Origin of the sequence: Flavobacterium sp. C4GT6, assembly GCF_036347315.1 — a bacterium.
Classification (GTDB): domain Bacteria; phylum Bacteroidota; class Bacteroidia; order Flavobacteriales; family Flavobacteriaceae; genus Flavobacterium.
Genome location: NZ_JAZGZU010000019.1, coordinates 39,286 through 58,202, shown reverse-complemented (window position 1 = coordinate 58,202; position 18,917 = coordinate 39,286). Strand labels below are relative to the sequence as shown.

18 protein-coding genes are annotated in these 18,917 nt (G+C 38.2%); 10 read left to right on the top strand and 8 right to left on the bottom strand.

Annotation, left to right across the window (positions count from 1 at the left end):
* The first annotated feature begins 95 nt into the window (after positions 1-95).
* Positions 96-1,373: a Glu/Leu/Phe/Val family dehydrogenase gene (locus V3Z67_RS16895; protein ID WP_330444434.1), complete on the top strand. Its 1,278-nt coding sequence runs from the start codon at positions 96-98 to the stop codon at positions 1,371-1,373.
* A 643-nt stretch (positions 1,374-2,016) separates the two neighbouring features.
* Here the strand turns inward: V3Z67_RS16895 and V3Z67_RS16890 are convergent.
* The gene (locus V3Z67_RS16890) at positions 2,017-4,509 is read right to left on the bottom strand and encodes an outer membrane beta-barrel family protein (RefSeq protein WP_330444433.1); all 2,493 of its coding nucleotides are present in this window, start codon (positions 4,507-4,509) and stop codon (positions 2,017-2,019) included.
* 89 nt (positions 4,510-4,598) lie between these two features.
* Entirely contained in the window at positions 4,599-4,940 is a 342-nt protein-coding gene (gene arsC / locus V3Z67_RS16885; protein WP_330444432.1) for an arsenate reductase (glutaredoxin), read from the bottom strand.
* Between the two features lie 75 nt (positions 4,941-5,015).
* On the opposite strand from arsC, the gene V3Z67_RS16880 reads away from it, so the two are divergent.
* From V3Z67_RS16880 to V3Z67_RS16865, 4 genes are all read left to right on the top strand, one after another.
* Positions 5,016-5,927 (top strand): CPBP family intramembrane glutamic endopeptidase, encoded by a 912-nt coding sequence (locus V3Z67_RS16880; RefSeq protein WP_330444431.1) that lies wholly within the window; start codon positions 5,016-5,018, stop codon positions 5,925-5,927.
* 17 nt (positions 5,928-5,944) lie between these two features.
* A complete protein-coding gene (locus V3Z67_RS16875; RefSeq protein ID WP_330444430.1) occupies positions 5,945-6,991 on the top strand; it encodes an AMP-binding protein in 1,047 nt (348 codons plus the stop codon).
* A 154-nt stretch (positions 6,992-7,145) separates the two neighbouring features.
* Positions 7,146-7,577 carry a hypothetical protein gene (locus V3Z67_RS16870; RefSeq protein WP_330444429.1) on the top strand — a complete coding sequence of 144 codons (432 nt, stop codon included), beginning with the start codon at positions 7,146-7,148 and terminating at the stop codon, positions 7,575-7,577.
* 30 nt (positions 7,578-7,607) lie between these two features.
* The gene (locus V3Z67_RS16865; protein ID WP_330444428.1) at positions 7,608-8,210 is read left to right on the top strand and encodes a hypothetical protein; all 603 of its coding nucleotides are present in this window, start codon (positions 7,608-7,610) and stop codon (positions 8,208-8,210) included.
* On the opposite strand, the gene V3Z67_RS16860 is transcribed toward V3Z67_RS16865, so the two are convergent.
* From V3Z67_RS16860 to V3Z67_RS16840, 5 genes are all read right to left on the bottom strand, one after another.
* Entirely contained in the window at positions 8,207-8,443 is a 237-nt protein-coding gene (locus V3Z67_RS16860; protein WP_330444427.1) for a hypothetical protein, read from the bottom strand. The genes V3Z67_RS16865 and V3Z67_RS16860 overlap by 4 nt on opposite strands.
* Entirely contained in the window at positions 8,436-9,407 is a 972-nt protein-coding gene (locus V3Z67_RS16855; protein ID WP_330444426.1) for a hypothetical protein, read from the bottom strand. Before V3Z67_RS16855 ends, V3Z67_RS16860 begins: the two co-directional genes overlap by 8 nt.
* Before the next feature lie 17 nt (positions 9,408-9,424).
* Positions 9,425-10,024, bottom strand: coding sequence for a DUF4291 domain-containing protein (locus V3Z67_RS16850; RefSeq protein WP_330444425.1), 600 nt, complete (start codon positions 10,022-10,024; stop codon positions 9,425-9,427).
* Between the two features lie 93 nt (positions 10,025-10,117).
* Positions 10,118-11,179 carry an inorganic phosphate transporter gene (locus V3Z67_RS16845; RefSeq protein ID WP_330444424.1) on the bottom strand — a complete coding sequence of 354 codons (1,062 nt, stop codon included), beginning with the start codon at positions 11,177-11,179 and terminating at the stop codon, positions 10,118-10,120.
* A gap of 32 nt (positions 11,180-11,211) precedes the next feature.
* A complete protein-coding gene (locus V3Z67_RS16840; RefSeq protein ID WP_330444423.1) occupies positions 11,212-11,856 on the bottom strand; it encodes a DUF47 domain-containing protein in 645 nt (214 codons plus the stop codon).
* A gap of 292 nt (positions 11,857-12,148) precedes the next feature.
* On the opposite strand from V3Z67_RS16840, the gene V3Z67_RS16835 reads away from it, so the two are divergent.
* Positions 12,149-13,270 carry a hypothetical protein gene (locus V3Z67_RS16835; RefSeq protein WP_330444422.1) on the top strand — a complete coding sequence of 374 codons (1,122 nt, stop codon included), beginning with the start codon at positions 12,149-12,151 and terminating at the stop codon, positions 13,268-13,270.
* A 60-nt stretch (positions 13,271-13,330) separates the two neighbouring features.
* Here the strand turns inward: V3Z67_RS16835 and cls are convergent, their stop codons facing one another.
* The gene (gene cls / locus V3Z67_RS16830; RefSeq protein WP_330444421.1) at positions 13,331-14,803 is read right to left on the bottom strand and encodes a cardiolipin synthase; all 1,473 of its coding nucleotides are present in this window, start codon (positions 14,801-14,803) and stop codon (positions 13,331-13,333) included.
* Positions 14,804-15,000: 197 nt separating this feature from the next.
* Between cls and V3Z67_RS16825 the strand changes: the two genes are divergently transcribed.
* The 4 genes from V3Z67_RS16825 to V3Z67_RS16810 all read left to right on the top strand — a co-directional run bounded on the left by V3Z67_RS16825 (position 15,001) and on the right by V3Z67_RS16810 (position 18,896).
* The gene (locus V3Z67_RS16825) at positions 15,001-16,629 is read left to right on the top strand and encodes an acyl-CoA carboxylase subunit beta (RefSeq protein ID WP_330444420.1); all 1,629 of its coding nucleotides are present in this window, start codon (positions 15,001-15,003) and stop codon (positions 16,627-16,629) included.
* 34 nt (positions 16,630-16,663) lie between these two features.
* On the top strand, positions 16,664-17,569 hold the full coding sequence (locus V3Z67_RS16820; RefSeq protein WP_330444419.1) for an alpha/beta hydrolase: 906 nt from the start codon (positions 16,664-16,666) through the stop codon (positions 17,567-17,569).
* Between the two features lie 101 nt (positions 17,570-17,670).
* Positions 17,671-18,321, top strand: coding sequence for a class I SAM-dependent methyltransferase (locus tag V3Z67_RS16815; RefSeq protein WP_330444418.1), 651 nt, complete (start codon positions 17,671-17,673; stop codon positions 18,319-18,321).
* 80 nt (positions 18,322-18,401) lie between these two features.
* Positions 18,402-18,896, top strand: a complete 495-nt coding sequence (locus tag V3Z67_RS16810; RefSeq protein ID WP_330444417.1) for a hypothetical protein — start codon at positions 18,402-18,404, stop codon at positions 18,894-18,896.
* Positions 18,897-18,917: the final 21 nt, after the last annotated feature.

Here is an 18,917-nt window from a genome sequence, read left to right as displayed (position 1 = left end):
AATCAAAAAGCTTTGCATATTGGTAATTCCTATATATTTGTACGTCTTTTTAAGACAATTTTGTTATAGAGAACACACGTTGTAAAAAATTTGTTATGGCAACAACTCAAAAGCCCCGTCGCGTGGGCATGTACGAAAACGTAAAGAATCAGTTTGAAAAAGCTGCAGCCGTTATGGGACTGGATGAAAGCGTAAGAAAAATCCTTTCCATTACAAATAACGAAATCGTAGTTCACTTTCCTGTAAAGATGGATAACGGTCAAGTAGAAGTTTTTACCGGTTATAGGGTACAACACAATAATGCTTTAGGTCCTTACAAAGGAGGTTTAAGATATCACCCAACAGTAGATATTGATGCCGCTAGGGCTCTTGCTACCTGGATGACATGGAAAACATCGCTTGCCGGACTTCCTTATGGAGGTGGTAAAGGTGGTATCCAGCTGGATCCTAAAAAATACTCTCAGGGTGAACTTGAAAGAATTACCAGACGTTTCACCTATGCACTGGGTGATAATATTGGTCCTGAGCATGATATCCCTGCTCCCGATGTAAATACCAACGCACAAATGATGGCTTGGATTGCAGATACTTATATGTCTACAAAATCTCCAAGCGAACGTTCTAAAAACCAACACGTGGTTACAGGTAAGCCTGTAGGATCGGGTGGTCTTGAAGGACGTGACCGTGCTACCGGTTTTGGTGTAGTTGTTACACTGGAGTCGTGGGCTAAGCTTAACGGTACTTCACTTGAAGGTAAAAAATATATTGTACAGGGATTTGGTAACGTAGGTTACTGGGCTGCACACTTTATGCACAAAAATGGTGCAATACTTATAGGTGTACAGGATGCTACAGGTACTATTTACAACCCTGAAGGTATTGATCCGGAAGCTTTATTAAGATACCAAAGCGATAATGCTACCATTACAGGTTATAAAGGTACACAGGATTACCCGTCTGAAGATTTCTTCGGGATTGACTGTGATGTAATTATTCCTGCTGCTTTAGGTAACCAAATTACCGAAGATAACGCAAACACTGTTAAAGCTAAAGTGGTTGCAGAAGGTGCTAACGGACCTATTGATACCGAAGGTGAGGTTATTTTGCTTGCTAACGGTGTACAAATGATTCCGGATATACTTTGTAATTCAGGTGGGGTTATTGGTAGTTACTTTGAGTGGCTACAAAACCGTAATGGTGAGATATGGACAATGGATGATGTTATTGTGAAACTGAGAAAGAAACTTGAAGATGCTTTCAATAAAGTAATCAATACTTCTGTTCAGTATCAAACAGACTGGAGAACTGCCGCTTACATACAGGCACTAACCAGAATTGAAATGGCTTATAAACAACGAGGAATTTTTCCTTAAGATTATAACTAAACTAAAACTCACTAAAAGCAGCCTTAGGGCTGCTTTTTTATTGGATTAGATTTAGATTGTCGCGTCGTTCCTCCTCGCAATGATATATGGGTTGTCATCCTGACGAAGGAAGGATCTCAATACAATAAAACTGTATATTTTTTCTTTTGTTTTGACACAAAAGAACCAAAAAGTCAAGGCTATGACTCTTTAAGCTAAAAATTACTACACAAGGCTAAACCATCCGAACTCGGCTGTCGCCTCAAACAGCGGATGCTTTTTAACGCCTCGCTTATAATTTTCTTAACGCTACGGAGTCTAATGCGGTTATTCACTCTGCTGTTACGTAACAGTGTTGTCATTGCGAGCGTAATGCAATGGAGCGTGGCAATCTCAAATCATAGATTTTTCGACTCCACTTCGTTTCGCTCAAAATGACAGTATGCGTTGTCATTCCTATACAAAACATAGTGTAGTGGAGAAATCTCTTTTAAATTTTGAATAGAGATGTCTCCTGTTGTCGACATTACAGGTGGGGTTGTCATGATAACGAAGGAATGATCTCAATTAAAAACTCATTATATGTAATAAACAAAAAGGGCAGCTTTTATAAAAGCTGCCCTTTTTAAGGAGTATCTGTAAAAATTAATAATTAACCTCCCATATTAAAGTCGTCGTCACCGCCCTGTCCCTGTCTTTCTTGTTTCATGCGTTGCTGATTGTTCATATTGAAACGGTAAGTGAACGAAAGGGTAACCTGTCTTTCTCTCCACTGCCATTCACTATATGATGAAACCGTAGGTAGGTTGGTATAATTTTTTCTTTTTCGGGTATTAAAGATGTCGCTTACGTTAAGTGTTAACGTAGCTTTTTCTTTAAGTATGTCTTTGCTTAATGCAGTATTAAAGTGCATTATACCCAGTCTGCGTCCCTGTGCTGTGTTTTGCGGAGCGTTATACGTTCCGTTAATCTGCCAGTCCATTTTCCATGGCAGGTTCATTTTACTGCTTACGCGGGTAAACCAAGTGTATGCTGTATTATCAAAGTTTTGGAAATCGGTAATCTCTTCACCGTTTCCGTTAGTATAAGTCCAGGTATAGTCACCATCGGTTTCAACCCTAAAGAAGTTAAAGTTACCATTAAGTTTCCACCATCTGAAAGGGTTGTAGTTTAAGGTAAACTCAAAACCAAAACGGTATTCTTTAGCTAAGTTAATAGGGGTAGAGTACGTAACCGGAGTTTGTCCCGGAAGGGCATCTTCTGTTCTTCTTACAAACTGGAAAGAATCTTCGGTAATGTTTAAATAAGCCGAAGTACTTAGTGTAAGATCTCTCCATTTTTTTAGATATCCTACATCAAACGAGTTGGTTTTAGACGGGTCTAGATCAGGGTTACCCTGAAATACGTTAATGTTACTTTGCAGGCTTGAAAACGGATTAATGAAAAAGCCTCTAGGCCTGTTTATCCTACGGCTATAGCTAATGCTGGCGCTGCTTCCTTCTGTAAATTCATAAGTAAGGAAAGCACTTGGGAAAAAGTTATTATAACGCTTGTTGTTATATTCGTCTTTGTTTATAAGGTTTACATCGATATTAGAATCTTCCCAACGAAGCCCTAAAAGGTAAGAGAATTTAGAACCGAATTTAGAACCATACTGAGCGTACAATGCATTTACATATTCGTTGTATTCCAGCATACTGGAAAAGTTTCCGTTTTGTTGCCATTCGTTGTTCTCATCAAGAATTTGTGCTTTAGCATCGGTATCTTTTTGAGTAAAGCTACCACGGTAACCTGCTTCAAACCTGTTGTTTTCGCCAAAAGGTAAAACATAATCTGCCTGAATAAGCGTACGTTTTTCCTCTTCGTAATTAAGAGTTCTTTCAATAGAACTGTCGTCAGGATTGGTGCTTCCTAAAATCAAGTCCCTGATTTGAGAGTTTTCATCATCAGTACTTCTGGAAATCGTACCATTCACTGAAAGTTCGTGTCCGTCGTTATCAAACTTTTTAAGGAAGCTGGTAGTGTAGTTAAAGTTTCTGTCTTCCTCGTCTTCGGAATTAAAACGATAACGGGTATTGTTAAACGAACCGTCTGCATTATAGTTGTAGTAATACGTATCGGTAGGATTGTCACCATTACTGTTTCTGGCAGAAACCGAGTTGGTCCAGCTAAAAGTACTGTCTATATACCACTCAAATCCAAGAGTAGCGTTATATCCTTTACGTTTTCTTTTGTTTTCCCTGCGCTCGTTTATAAAGCTTGTGGTGTTTCCGTCCTCATCAAAATATTCTGAGTCGGTCATGCTGTTACCCGGGCTGTTTCTGTAATTGTAACCAAGGTTAGAGAAAACGTTGAATTTCTCTCCTCTGTAGTTTAGGTTTGCCATTACACCGTGATTATCGGGCGTACCTGTGTTTGCGGTAACCGAACCGTTAAAGCCCTGAGCTTTTCCTTTTCTAAGGATAATGTTGATGATACCCCCACCACCTTCGGCATCATAACGTGCAGATGGGTTAGTGATAACCTCAATTTTATCTACCGAGTCGGCAGGAAGTACTCTAAGCACATCGGCAAGGTTAGAGCCATACAGGTTAGACGGTTTTCCGTCTATCATAATAGTAACGCTTTCGTTCCCCCTAAGGCTTACGTTACCTTCTACATCTACGGTAACCGATGGTACATTGTCAAGCACGTCGCTAATGGTACCACCTTTAACGATCATGTCCTGACCTACGTTGTATACTTTTTTATCCAGTTTAATATCTACGGTTGAACGTTCTGCACGAATTTCCACTTCCTGTAAAAGAGTGGCATCGGGAGCCATAGCTGTAGTACCTAAATTAGTATCGGTATTAACCTGCTTGTTACTTACAACAACAGACTTGAACGATATAAAATCATATTTAATATTGTATGTACCCGGAGCTATGTTGATGTTGTATTCACCGTTCATATCGGTCATAGCACCATTTACGGTAGTATTATCTGGTTTTTGTATTGTTACTGTTGCAAATTCAAGGGGCTGTTTCGTATCCTGGTCAATAAGCTTACCGCTAATGGTAACATTGCCCGGATTTCCTTGTGCTACTGCTCCTATTGAGGTAAGAAGTATGAGTAATAAGAATACGGATTGTATTTTTTTCATGAATGATTCTGGTTTTTTTTATCGGGGGGTTTGACTACAAAAAGCAGCCCAAGTTTAATGGATACCCCATAAAAAAATGTTAAAGTTTTTTAGAGGATGTCTTTTATCTTTTCGGCAGGGCGGGCAACAACAGCCTTGTCTCCGTTAACCACTATAGGGCGTTCTATAAGGTTAGGGTGTTGCAGCATGGCTTCAATAACTTCACTGTCAGAAAGTTCCTTTCCTTTGTAGTCAGAAATCCATATTTTTTCCTTAGTTCTAACCAGCTCAATTGGGGTAATTCCCAGCTTTTTTATAAGGGTTGTAAGCTCTTCTTTGGTAAGTGGCTCGTTTAAGTATTTTACGGTTGTAAATGGTTTCCCTTCGAGTTCTAAAAACAGTAATCCCTCGCGGGACTTGCTGCAACGTGGGTTATGGTATATAGTAATCATGATAATTTTTTTGCAAAGAACGGTATTATAATTTTAAAATTGAATTAACTTAGGGCAAACTAAATTTTATTCTTAATGTATATTGAACAGGCTTATCGCAAAGGATTTAACTTTGCACTGTATTTACCTATCCCGGTTGTTTTTTTGATAATGATGGTGTTAAACTTTGTTGCCATTAAATTATTAAACATTAATACTGAAGATTTACTAAGGCAGCAGGTAGAAGAAAAAGGAGAGAACAGGGTGTTTGTAGAGCTTATAGCACCACTTTCCATAGCACTTGTTTTACTACTGTTATGGGTAAAATATGTACATAAGCAAACCATTAGAAGTTTAACTACCTCCCGCAAAAAAGTTGACTGGGGTCGTATATTTTTTGCATTTGGTATTTGGGCATCATTTACTATTGCGGTAACCTTAGTGGATTTTTATTCTAATCCGGATCATTACGAATGGAATTTTCAACCGATACCTTTTGCCATATTGGCAGTACTTTCTATAGTACTTATACCTATGCAAACTAGTTTTGAAGAATACCTGTTTAGAGGTTACCTTATGCAGGGTATTGGTATAGCTACAAGGAGTAGATTGACAGCTCTGCTTACCACATCTATTATTTTTGGGCTATTGCATATCGCTAACCCCGAGGTAAGTAAAATGGGTATGTTTATAATGGTATATTATATAGGTACCGGATTGTTTTTAGGAATTATTACACTTATGGATGAAGGGATGGAACTGGCACTGGGTTTCCATGCGGCTAATAACCTGGTAACGGCACTGCTTGTAACATCTGAATGGACAGCATTCCAAACCAATTCGGTTTTAAAAGAAGTAACCGAACCACAAGCCGGACTAAGTATAGTGTTTCCGGTAGTTATAATTTTTCCGATTCTTTTGATTATCTTTAGTAAGAAATATAAATGGCACAACTGGAAAGAAAAGCTTACCGGTAAGGTTGTGCTGCCAACCCACGAAATTTACTAACAAAACACTAACCCCACATGAGTAATCCAGATTATCACTTTGTGCACAACAGCTTTAAGCTGAATGGGTTTCATCTTAATGAAGATGACCTGTGCCGTACGGCTTACATTTACATTAAAGAAGGAGAACCGCATGAAAAAGCGGTAGGTGAATTTTTACTGGACTGGTTTGATCATCGTGATTTTATAGAGATGCAAACATCCGGAACTACAGGAGCACCTAAAATGATTAGGGTAGATAAACAGGCTATGGTAAACTCGGCACTTGCAACGGGCAGCTTTTTTGAGCTTGATGAAGGGATTAAAGTACTTCATTGTTTGCCTACACAGTTTGTGGCAGGTAAAATGATGCTGGTGCGTGCCTTTATACTGGGCTGGGATATGGATATGATTGCCCCTGTGGCCAATCCGTTAGAGCGACTGGATACGGTTTATGATTTTAGTGCTATGGTACCACTACAGGCACAAAATAGCCTTATGAAGCTTAAAAAAGTAAAAAAGCTTATACTGGGTGGTGCAAAGGTGAGCCAGGCGCTTACAAAGCAGCTTAGAGGGCTTCCTGCAAAAATTTATGAAACCTATGGTATGACCGAAACCATTACCCATATTGCGGCTAAGCCGGTAGGGGATGAGGCGTTCACGGTACTGCCTAATGTTAATATAAGTCAGGATGAGCGCAAATGCCTGGTAATTGATCCTTATGTAATTTGCGACGAACCTGTGGTAACTAACGATGTGGTTGAGATTGTAAACGACAAGCAGTTTATATGGCTGGGACGTTATGACAATGTGATTAACAGCGGTGGCGTTAAACTGTTCCCTGAGCAGATTGAAGAAAAACTATCGGAATACATAGGCCGACGCTATTTCGTACAGGGTAGTCAGGATGATACATTGGGTGAAAAACTGATACTTGTTGTGGAGGGTGAACCTTTTGATTTGCCAACCGACGCGTTTAAGCACCTTGGTAAATTTGAAAAACCGAAAGAGGTGGTGTTTGTCCCTCAGTTTATAGAAACCGTTAGCGGTAAGGTAATAAGGGATAAAACCCTTGAAAACGCCTAATAAAAATATATTTTGATATAACTGTCTCAAATGTCATTTTGAGTGCAACTGAGTGGTACCAATAAATCTCTTGCCAGAATTTTAAAGGTTCTCCACTTTGCAAAGTGACACTATATTTGAGGCAGTTTTTTTTGTAATTAATAATAACTTACACATGAAACGGTTTAATAAATCAGGCAGGTATTTAATTATGTTACTAATTGCAATGGTATTAAATAGCTGTGTTGATGTGCGTGATACTTTTAAAAGTAAAATGCTGGTTTCGGGTAAGGGCGAAAAAATTTATATCAATACTTTAAACTGGGGAATGACAGATGATTATCAATACACCGTTGTTACTAAAAACAGTACTTTACTTAAAGATAGAAAAGACACCATAAGCGGAATAAAAGGACTCGATCCGTTTATATATAAATTTAGTGGTGATACGCTTACTATTTTCTTTCAAAAAGGAAATAGAGTAGATGTTAAAGAAGAGTTTAAAACGGTACAGTTAAATTATATTCCTCTGGATAATAAAGACTATATAAAATTATTGAGTGATACAAGAGTTAATAAAAACGGATGTCACTTAGTTACAGAGTAACGATTAATCAACTTTAATAGCTGCTAAATCATGAAAAATTACCTACTTTTTATAGTTCTTTTATTGAATGTAAAAATCTATTCTCAGCAAAAGGGAGATTCCATACAGGTTAAAGGAATCATGGCTGTAGAGGTTTGCCGGCAAAGTGAGTTTAATCCGTGCTTTAATTTTTCTCCCACAGGCAAAACTAAAAATCCAATGCTCTATAAAATAGGTAAAGACGGTAATCCCGACTTTACTGTTGCTTATGCTATTCCTTTTCCGACTTCAGATATATTGGAATTTGACAATGCAGATAAGCTATATGATGCTGTTTTTGACCAGCATCCAATAACTGATTCTCTGGATGTTTGTCTTTCTAAGAAGCAGGTTAAACGCATTAGGCGTTTTTTAAAAAAGGAAGTAAATGATGTAGAAAAAAACTACAGAAAGGAGAAAAGAGGGACTGTAAAATATACTTTTGACGGTTGCATTACTTATTATTTATATCAAGTAGATTTAATATGCATTTATCATGATGTACTTCCTGTAAACAGGGTTAACGAAGATGGTGAAAAACTTGTTTTTGAAGAAGACGCAAAAGTATATTACATAAAAAAAGTAAATGCTATAACGCCTGTAAATAGTGATTAGTCTATTTTGAAAGTAACAACTCTGTTACTATTTAACTCATTGCATGTCATATTAATTTCTCTTTTACCATGTTCAGGATAATCAGTAATAGTGTAGTCTACTTTATAATTAATACCGTCTTTTTCGTAATAATAAACACTATTTAGGTTAGCAATAATTTCTTTGGCTATAGCAATCCATTTTTTAACATCATCCCTTATCGGACTTGTTTTTTCATCGTTTGAATCACTCATTATTCAGTATATTTAAAAGTTTGCGGGCCTCTTGTTTAACGCCTTTATCAGGACGATTAAAAGTAAGACTGAATTTCCAGCCCCTCTCTTTGTATTTTGTTTGGGTTAGCTTAACCACTCTTTGAATAAAACTATCAAGTTCATTTTTAGATAAATTTTCGTGATAAACACGATGGTGTAAAAACAGATCTATCAGTATTTCTAGGTTTTTAAATATAATAGATGCCGAATCGGGGTAACGTTTAAAATGTTCATCCTCATAAAACATATTGTCTGTAAGCAGGCAAAAAGCATTAGTAAGCTCTTTACTAATAAGTATTTGAGTTTTTGTTGTTTTAGGGAGGGGTAAATCCTGTATTATACGTATAAGCAGATAATTATCATGTAAAGCATCTGTAGTATAATACAGGCAGTAATTAAAATTTATGAGTGATGTAAGGGTTTTGTAAAAGGAGTATTCGTCCTTTTGTACCAATGGTTGTAAGGTAGTGGTATAGTTTTGATTTTCATTAAATTTAGTAGTTAGATCATCCAAGACGTCTGCTAAATGAAACTTGAACTGATACTTCCATTTATCCCTGTTAAAACTAACAGTGTATTGCGGCATTGGCTTTTTATAATACTCACATATAGAAAGGGCTATACCGAAAAGAAAACCTTCTTCCTGAAAATCGCAAAAGTTAAAAAGTATATCATCTATACTTATTAATACGGTTTCATTTTCAGGAAAAATATGTTCAACCCACTTAATTCCGTTTACCAGTAAGGCTATGTTGTCGTTGATGAACTCCTTAAAACTTTGTTCAGGACTTATAAGCAGGTAAATATTTGGTGTTACGGCAATACTCTCGTTAAGAAGGCTTTGCTCAGGGGTATTAATAAATGCACCTTTGTACATAACCTGAATGCACCAAGATGTTTTGGATATCCGTAACATTGATTCAAATGGGTTAATAGTACTCATACAGGCTCTGTATTGGGTTATATATTGGTTGCAGCGGCAATAGGTTCGCCAATTGCAGTCGGGATAGTATAAATTTCCTCTGCAGGTAACAGGGCTTTGGCTTCATCAATTTTGCCAATGGTTATAAGCTGCTGGATTTTTTTACAGTCATCGGTAATATCTTCAATTTCTGTAATCCATTCGTTTACATATTTACCTACTGCTTCACCCGACAGCCCTATTTGTATCGAACGGTAGGGAAGTGCTTCCAGAAAAATATTTTTCTCAGGATCCCATTGTATCCTTACCGGGCTTTGCTGTAATGTTGTTTTCCAGTTTTCTCGGTCTTGGTGCGTATTACTGTCAAAATGTGAAAGACAGGCGTTGCTTAAAGCCCATTCAAACCCTTCACGCTTTATTTTTATTTTAAGAATGTGTTCTTGTCCTTCCTTTTGTGCCCAGCCCGAACGGTACATCATCCATAGGTAAGAAGGTTTAATCCACGTCATTCGCTCCATTTTAAACGGAGGAACAAAGGTTTGGTTTACTACAGCTCCTTTTGCTATGGCGCTGTTGTAGGCCTGGTATACGGTTATAGTGGTATCGTTATACTCGGCTCTGATTTGATTGTTTGTCATGATTTGTAAAGTGTGTAACTAAAATAAAAGTATACAAAAAAAGCATATACCCGAAAGATATATGCTTTTTTGATGCTGTAAGCTATATGTCTTTTAGCTAAAAAGTGTAATAAAGTAGTATACCAATGCAGCGATTATAGCAGAGATTGGTATGGTTAATATCCATGCCCAAAGCAGGCTTATGGTTACACCCCAACGTACTGCCGATACCCTTTTTGTAACACCAACACCAATAATAGAACCGGTAATAGTGTGGGTTGTAGATACAGGGATACCAAAATGCTCTGTAGTATACAGGGTAATTGCACCTGCTGTTTCGGCTACTACGCCTTCAAACGAGTTTACCTTGGTAATTTTAGATCCCATGGTTTTAACGATTTTCCAACCGCCGCTCATGGTACCTAAACCTATCATTACAAAACTCGCAAGCGGCACCCAGCTCCAGTGATCTACAAAGTAGGCGAACTTATTATCTGCAGCAAGGTAAGCAGGGTCGGGATCTATATTAAGATGGTAGTATATAACTGCCGCTCCTATAATACCCATAACCTTTTGAGCATCGTTTGCACCGTGACCCAAACTGAATAATGCAGAAGATACCAGCTGTAATCTTCTAAACCATTTATCGGCCTTAGAAGGGTTTGCCTTGCGGCAGATGTTGAGCACCAGTATAGCCAAAAAATAAGCGACCACCATACCAATAAAAGGAGCCATGAATATGAAAAGTACAATAGGGAGTACTTTAGCATAGTTTACTACTGTATTCAGGTCGGCTCCCGGTATTGTAAAGGCATGTGCCAGTGCAGCTCCCATAAAGCCCCCTATAAGGGTATGTGATGACGACGAAGGTATACCCAGTTTCCAGGTAAGCAGGTTCCATGTAATGGCAGCTATAAGCCCGGCAAGGATAACTTCGAGTGTTATAAAGTCTTCACTAACGGTTTTGGCTATGGTATTACCAATTTTAAACTCACCAATCCAGTACTTGGATATAAAGTAAGCCATAAAGTTGAAGAATGCAGCCCATAGTACAGCCTGAAACGGCGTAAGTACTTTTGTTGCAACTATGGTTGCAATGGAGTTTGCCGCATCGTGAAATCCGTTAATATAGTCGAATATTAATGCTAAAACTATGATTATAATGAGTAAAACCATGATGAATCAGTTTCTTGGGGTTTTGGTTTGTTTTACGAATGTTTTACAGCAATAGACTCTAAAACGTTTGCTACCCCTTTGCATTTATCTGATGCTGTTTCCAGTGCCGATAGTACTTCTTTGTACTTAATCACGTTAATAGCATCGGTTTCGTTTTCAAATATATCGGCTACAGCCTTATCAAAAACGCTGTCTGATTTGTTTTCCAGTTTTGCAATTTTTTTACAGGCATCTGTAATGCCTTTAAGGTTTTTCATGTCTTTCAGGTCGGCAACGGCACCCTGTATAAGCACGCAGGCTTCAAGGTTAATTTCCGTCATTTTTCTAATAGACTTAGTAATCTTCTCTACCTGGTACAGTCTCATTCTGCTGGCAGCTCCATAGGTATAGTCGGCCACATCGTCAATAGCTGTAATTAGCGAGTAGATATCCTCCCTGTCAAAAGGAGTGATAAAGTTGCGGCTAAGTTCAAGATTTGTTTTGTGGGCAATGCCTTCAATAATGCCTTCTAACTCTTCTATTTTAGTAAAGTACTCGTCTCTTTTGCCTTTAGGAGCGTTAACCGCTTCATGTAGTGTTTCGGCAAGTATTACAAGGTTTTGCGTTGCCTGCTCAAATAGCGGGAAAAATTTCTTATCCTTCGGAACAAGAAACTGGAAGATACTGTTTATTGACATGAATAACATTTTGCCGCAAATGTACTTAATCAATGTTAAGAAATCGTTAAGTTACAGTGAACCGAGTGTTATTAAAACAAGGTGTTTTGCGAGTGTTAATTTTACATTATTTTAAAAATCAGGAAAATAATTTTTGGGTAGGTGCAAATAAAGTCCTGAAAATGAATTAAAAAATAGTTATCTTCAAAATTAATTTTTAATTATCGATTAATTAACAATAACTTAAAATTAGACTTTGTAACTAACTTTATTAACTGGTTACTTTTGCAACGATTTTTAAACTACCCTACACATGAAAATGAAATACAAGAAAAAGTCGATTCCTCCTTTAAGTTTAATTGAGAAGTTTTCGAATGAAAAGATATTCCTGGTAATTATATCAACTATCTTCATTTTCAGTGCACTTTTTTACAATCAGCCGCAGGTGGCAATGTGGATAGGTTTCCTTACGGCAGCCTATGCAACGGTATCTAACGACAGTATACAGTCACTAGGTACCTTTATTGAAAGTAACAAGCACCGCAAATGGTATACACTTTGGTTGTATATAGGTATTATATTTTTAGTAACCATTTCCATAAGCTGGTTTACCCTTAACGGAGATGTTACTTACGGTAGGCTTATTAATGCTGAAGAGGTAAGTAAGTATCCGCACCCTGAGAACTTCTCGTTCTTTATGCTTATGGCGCCGCTTGTACTGCTTATACTTACTAGGTTAAGAATGCCGGTTTCTACCACATTCCTTATGCTGAGTGTGTTCAGTTCAAGCTCAAGTGGTATTACCTCGATGATTACCAAGAGTTTATCAGGTTATGTAATTGCTTTTGTATTCTCGGTGCTTATATGGTTTTTTGGTTATAACTACATCCGTAGGAAGTTTAAAGGTCGTAAAGTACACCCGTCATGGATGGTGGCTCAATGGATTGTGAGTGGTATATTATGGTCGGTTTGGGTAATGCAGGATGGTGCAAACGTTGCAGTATTCTTACCAAGAAGGCTGGATGCTATGCAGTTTGTAATATTCGGACTTGTAATTTTCCTTGGTCTTGGTGTGCTTTTCTACCTTCGTGGTGACAGGATTCAGAAAGTGGTTAGTGAAAAATCACGCGTTTCAGACGTTAGGGCAGCTACGCTAATCGATTTCTCTTACGCACTTATACTTATTTACAAACTGTTTATCAGTACTGTGCCAATGAGTACAACATGGGTTTTCCTTGGTTTAATAGGTGGTCGTGAAATAGCCATAAACCTTGCCCGTTTGAAAAAAGGTAAAAAACATAAAAATAAAGCCCTTAAGATGATTGCTAAAGATTTCTCTTTTGCTTTTATCGGTCTTATAATATCTGTTGCTCTTGCTGCAACGGTAAACCCGGCTATTAAAAATGATGTATTAAGCTTTTTTGGCTTAAATTAAATATTGTTTTAGTTTATTAGTTAAGCTAAAAAGGGGATGTTTTTAAAAAGCATCCCCTTTTTACATAAAGGGCGATATGAGTCTTACCAGGCGTTCGGTTACTTTTATGGATTTAGAACGCCTAAACCATTCCTGTGGCTGTATTTCGGTTGCGTTTTGGCAATCTTCGTCAAAGTGGATGGCAAGCTGTTGTGCTATATTTTCGTCATAAATAACTGTGGCTACCTCAAAGTTCAGGTCAAAACTGCGCAGGTCTAAATTTGCCGTCCCTACAGATGCCAGTGTCCTGTCTATCACAAAAGTCTTACTGTGTACAAATCCCTTTTCATATAAAAATATCCGTACACCTGCCCTTAACAGGTTTTCAAAATAAGCACGGCAGGCAAGGTTCACTATTTTGGAGTCCGACTCTTTAGGAACCAGTAGCTTTACCTCAATACCGCTAAGTGCGGCTATGATAAGGGTTTCCTGTAGGGCTTCGTCAGGAATATAGTAAGGGGTAGTGAGCAGTATTTCCTGTTTGGCAAGGCTTATGGCTTTGATTACGGTATAGAGTATATTGGGTAAATCAGAATCGGGCCCGCTGGAAACCACCTGCATATTAGCAGTAGCCTTTTCGTTTAATGGATATAATGGAAAATAGGTGTTGTCTATACCTAGAGATTCCCCACTACTAAAGTTCCAGTCGCTAAGGAATACGCGTTGCAGCGAATAGGTAGCCGGACCGTCTACCCTGATGTGGGTATCTCTCCAGTACACTTTGTTTTTCCCTGAATTTATATACCTGTCAGATATGTTAATGCCGCCTATAAACGATGTTTTCCCGTCTATAATTACTATTTTACGGTGGTTGCGGTAGTTTATACGGTTGGCTACCGGCATAAGTCTGATTTTATAAAATGGGAAAGCGGCTATATTGTTTTTGCGTAGTTCTTTCACTATAGTTTTACGGATGCTCCTGCTGCCAAAATCGTCATACATAAACCGTACTTCAACTCCTTGCCTGGCTTTCTCTATCAGTACTTCTTTAATGGTATTACCTATGGCATCATCTTCATAAATATAAAATTCAATATGGATATGGCTTTGAGCTTCTTTAAGAGCCTGTATGAGTTCGGGGAACAATGCTTCTCCGTTTTTAAGCACAGTGACTTTGTTATTTGGAACTAATGGGTTTCGTCCTGTTTTTTCATTAAACAGCAGTTGGTATAAATCCTTATTCTGAATTATAGAAGGGTTATGTGAAGCATAAACGTTACGGTCGGCTTCGGCAATTTTTTCCCTAAAGCGCCGCGCGAGTTTTTCATCTACCGTCAGTTTTTTGGAATATATTTTACGCTTTCGGTAATTTATCCCAAACGAGAAATAAAATGCTATGCCCACAACAGGTACAAATACGGCAAACAGTACATAGGCGAGGGCTTTGCTTACGGCGCGGGTATCATAAATAATGCGTATGCATACGCCAATTACAATAAGTACATAAATAATCTCAATGAGTAAGATCCATTTTGTATCTATTTGTGCTAACATGCAGTAGTGGTTTTGTAAAATACAATTTACTAAATTTATGATTAGGTTTTAAAGTAGGGCGTAAGTCAGTTTTAGTCGGCTTAATTTTAACATTTAATGAATATTAATCATATAGGCTGTTTTACTGAAAATTTCAAACGATTTCGTATTTTAGCACCACGAAAATTACAACTATCACAAAAAAAGATATAATTCCCATGGATATTAACTTCAATAAGAATGAAGATCATAACAAACTGCTGCTTTCTGAGCTAAAACGCAAACTGGCAAAAGTAAAGCTGGGAGGTGGTGAAAAAAGAATAGCAAAGCTACATAACGAGGGTAAAATGACAGCGCGCGAGCGTATAGATTACCTTTTAGATAAAAATAGTGAGAGTGTTGAAATCGCTGCTTTTGCAGGCGAGGGAATGTATGAGGAACACGGCGGATGCCCATCGGGTGGTGTTGTGGTAAAAATAGGTTACGTTAGCGGTAAGCAATGTATAGTTGTGGCTAACGATGCTACTGTTAAAGCAGGTGCATGGTTCCCTATTACAGGAAAGAAAAACCTACGTGCTCAGGAAATTGCCATAGAGAACAAACTGCCTATTATTTACCTTGTAGACAGCGCAGGGGTATACCTGCCAATGCAGGATGAGATTTTCCCTGATAAAGAACACTTCGGGCGTATTTTCCGTAACAACGCTGTTATGAGTAGTATGGGTATTACCCAAATAGCTGCCGTAATGGGGAGTTGTGTGGCGGGTGGTGCTTATCTGCCTATTATGAGCGATGAGGCACTTATAGTAGATAAAACAGGAAGTATATTCCTGGCCGGTAGTTACCTTGTAAAAGCTGCCATTGGTGAAAATATTGATAACGAAACCCTGGGGGGTGCTACTACACACTGTGAAATATCGGGGGTTACTGATTATAAGGCAAAAGACGATAAGGATGCCCTTAATAAGATAAAGAATATTGTAGACAAAATAGGTGACTTTGAGAAGGCAGGATACAGCCGTACGGCTCCGCAAAAGCCGGCTCTTGACCCTAACGAAATTTATGGCATACTGCCTAAGCAGCGTTCTGAGCAGTATGATATGATGGAGATTATTAAAAGACTGGTTGATAACAGCGAGTTTGAAGAATATAAAGCCGGATATGGACAAACAATTATTACAGGTTATGCCCGCATTGACGGATGGGCTGTAGGTATTGTGGCAAACCAGCGTAAGGTGGTAAAATCTAAAAAAGGCGAAATGCAGTTTGGCGGTGTGATTTATTCAGACAGTGCCGATAAGGCCACACGTTTTATAGCCAATTGTAACCAAAAGAAAATTCCGCTTGTGTTCCTACAGGATGTAACCGGGTTTATGGTAGGTTCAAAAAGCGAACATGGCGGTATTATTAAAGATGGTGCCAAAATGGTAAATGCTGTGAGTAACTCGGTAGTGCCTAAGTTTACCGTAGTAGTGGGTAACTCTTATGGTGCGGGTAACTATGCCATGTGTGGTAAGGCCTATGACCCAAGGCTTATATTTGCATGGCCAAGTGCTGAGCTTGCCGTTATGGGAGGTACGCAGGCTGCTAAGGTATTATTACAAATAGAAGCTTCGTCATTAAAGGCAAGGGGAGAAGAAATTACTCCGGAGAAAGAAGAAGAACTTTTCAATAAAATAAAGGCAAGGTATGATGCACAGGTGTCGCCATACTATGCCGCTTCCAGAATATGGACCGACGGAATTATCGATCCGTTAGATACCCGTAAATGGATTTCTATAGGGATAGAGGCTGCAAACCATGCCCCAATAGAAAAACCGTTTAACCTTGGTGTAATACAGGTATAATTTTTACTTTTACGTTCCAACATAAACAATGAGTATGAAAAGAGTTTTTTTAGTGGCATTGCTTTGCTTTGCTGTTTTTGCACCTGCTGCGCAGGCACAAATTGTACAGACTATTGATCATTTTCCTTCACAATATGTAGATGCCCGCAGGGTAGATATTTGGTTACCAAAAGAATATGAGGCGGAAAAGAATCAGCGTTTTCCGGTACTCTATATGCAGGACGGGCAAAACGTATTGAATGACGATACAGCCAGAGATTATATTTCATGGAATGCAGGAAATACAGCAATGGACCTGACTGCACAAAAAAAAATAAAGCCTGTTATTATTGTTGCTGTATGGAGTACAGAAGACAGGTATTTGGAGTATCTTCCTGAAAAGGCATTAGAATATCTTACTAATAATGAGCTGAAAGAAGCAATGGAGGTTGCAAAAGCAACGGGCTCTTCTAAGCAGAAGCTTATGGGTAATGATTATTTGAAGTTCCTTGTGGGTGAATTAAAAGTGTATGTAGATAAAACGTACAGAACCTTAACTGATGCTCAAAATACTGCTGTTTGTGGTAGCTCTATGGGAGGATTAATTTCTATGTATGCCGCTTTTGAGTATCCTGAGGTATTTGGTAGTGCAGCATGCCTTTCTACTCACTGGCCTGTTTTGTTTGATGAAAATAATACTAACCCCTTTGATGCTGTAAGTAAATATATGGAGTTGCACATGCCTCCGGCACAAAACCATCGTTTTTACTTTGATCAGGGAACAAAAGGGCTTGATGCTATATCATTACCATATCAAAAACAGGTAGATCAATTAATGGTCAATTCAGGTTATAAAGAGAATGTTAACTATGTAACAAAAGTTTTTGAAGGTGCAGAGGATACTGAAAAAGCGTGGAAACAACGATTTGACGAGGTGCTTTTGTTTCTGTTTGAAAAATAATATATTACAAAATAAATAACGATTGATTAACCGGGTGCTTTTGCAGTCGGTTTTTTTATTAGTAAATTTATCGTAATTGCTAATTCAAGAACTTTCCACACATGAAACTTACAGATGCCGAACTACAGGAGCTGGCACGCCAGCTAAGCCGTCCCGAAGGTGATACCGGGCTAAAGGTCGCCGAGATGATGAATTTTACCAACAGTAACCTCATTATCAAAACCATAAACAGTTTGTCACTGGCTGTAAACGATAGCGTATTGGAAATTGGCCCCGGTAACGGTGCCCATGTAGGTGATGTTCTTTTGAATGATAGCATAAGGTATACGGGTGCCGAAATATCGGGCACTATGATAGAGCAGGCGCAAAAGCTAAATAAAGGTTACAGTAATGCTTCTTTTGTGCTTACTAACGGAAACTCTCTTCCGTTTCAGGATAATCAGTTCAATAAGGCATTTACAGTAAACACAATCTACTTTTGGCAAAACCCACAGGAGTATGCTAACGAGATTGCACGCGTTATGCAGCCCGGAGGTGTTTTATCAATAGGCTTAATTCCCCAAAGCACCATGATAAAAATTCCGTTTGCTAAGTATGGCTTTACCATGTATACGGCAGAGCATACATCAGAATTATTAGATAAGGCCGGTTTTGTTATCCGGAATGTATATCAAGATACAGAGCAGGTACTAAGTAACAGCGGTGAAAATATTGACCGCGAAATTACCATAGTTACCGGGGTTTTAAAATAAGTTGAAATTTTTTTCACTAAAAAAGAACCAGGTGTATATATCCTTCGTATATACTTTTAACAAACCAAACCTTATCAGCCATGAAAAAGCTAACTATTGATGTAGCTTGCGATGACGAGCTGCGAAATGTTGTATTTGTAGAGAAGATAACCAACTATCTCGAATACTTTTTCACTTCAGAACTCTTAGCGCGTAAAGGCATAGCTGTGAACGCTAACTATAAAACACTTGTTCAGGTTAGTATTAACCTGATTGAAAGCGGGCTGTATATAAATTCACTTCCTCCGTTTTTATGCCAAACCGATAACGCAAAGGTATTCCCTGTGCTTATATCAATGGGCGAGAGTATTAAAAACGCAGGTGATTTGCATATTCAGCTTTCGTTTGTGTTATATGATGCCATGAAATCTTTTTTATTAGAAAATTTCAAAAAGGTAAATAAAAAAGAACTGGAGGATCTCAGGCTAAAAATAGATGTGGATTACCTTAACAAAGTGGGTTGTGCTGTAACTACCGATAGTAGTATTCCTATGCCTATTATTACCCCCGATGTATTAACTCAAAATGTGGTTTAAACCATTTACTGTTTTTTTATT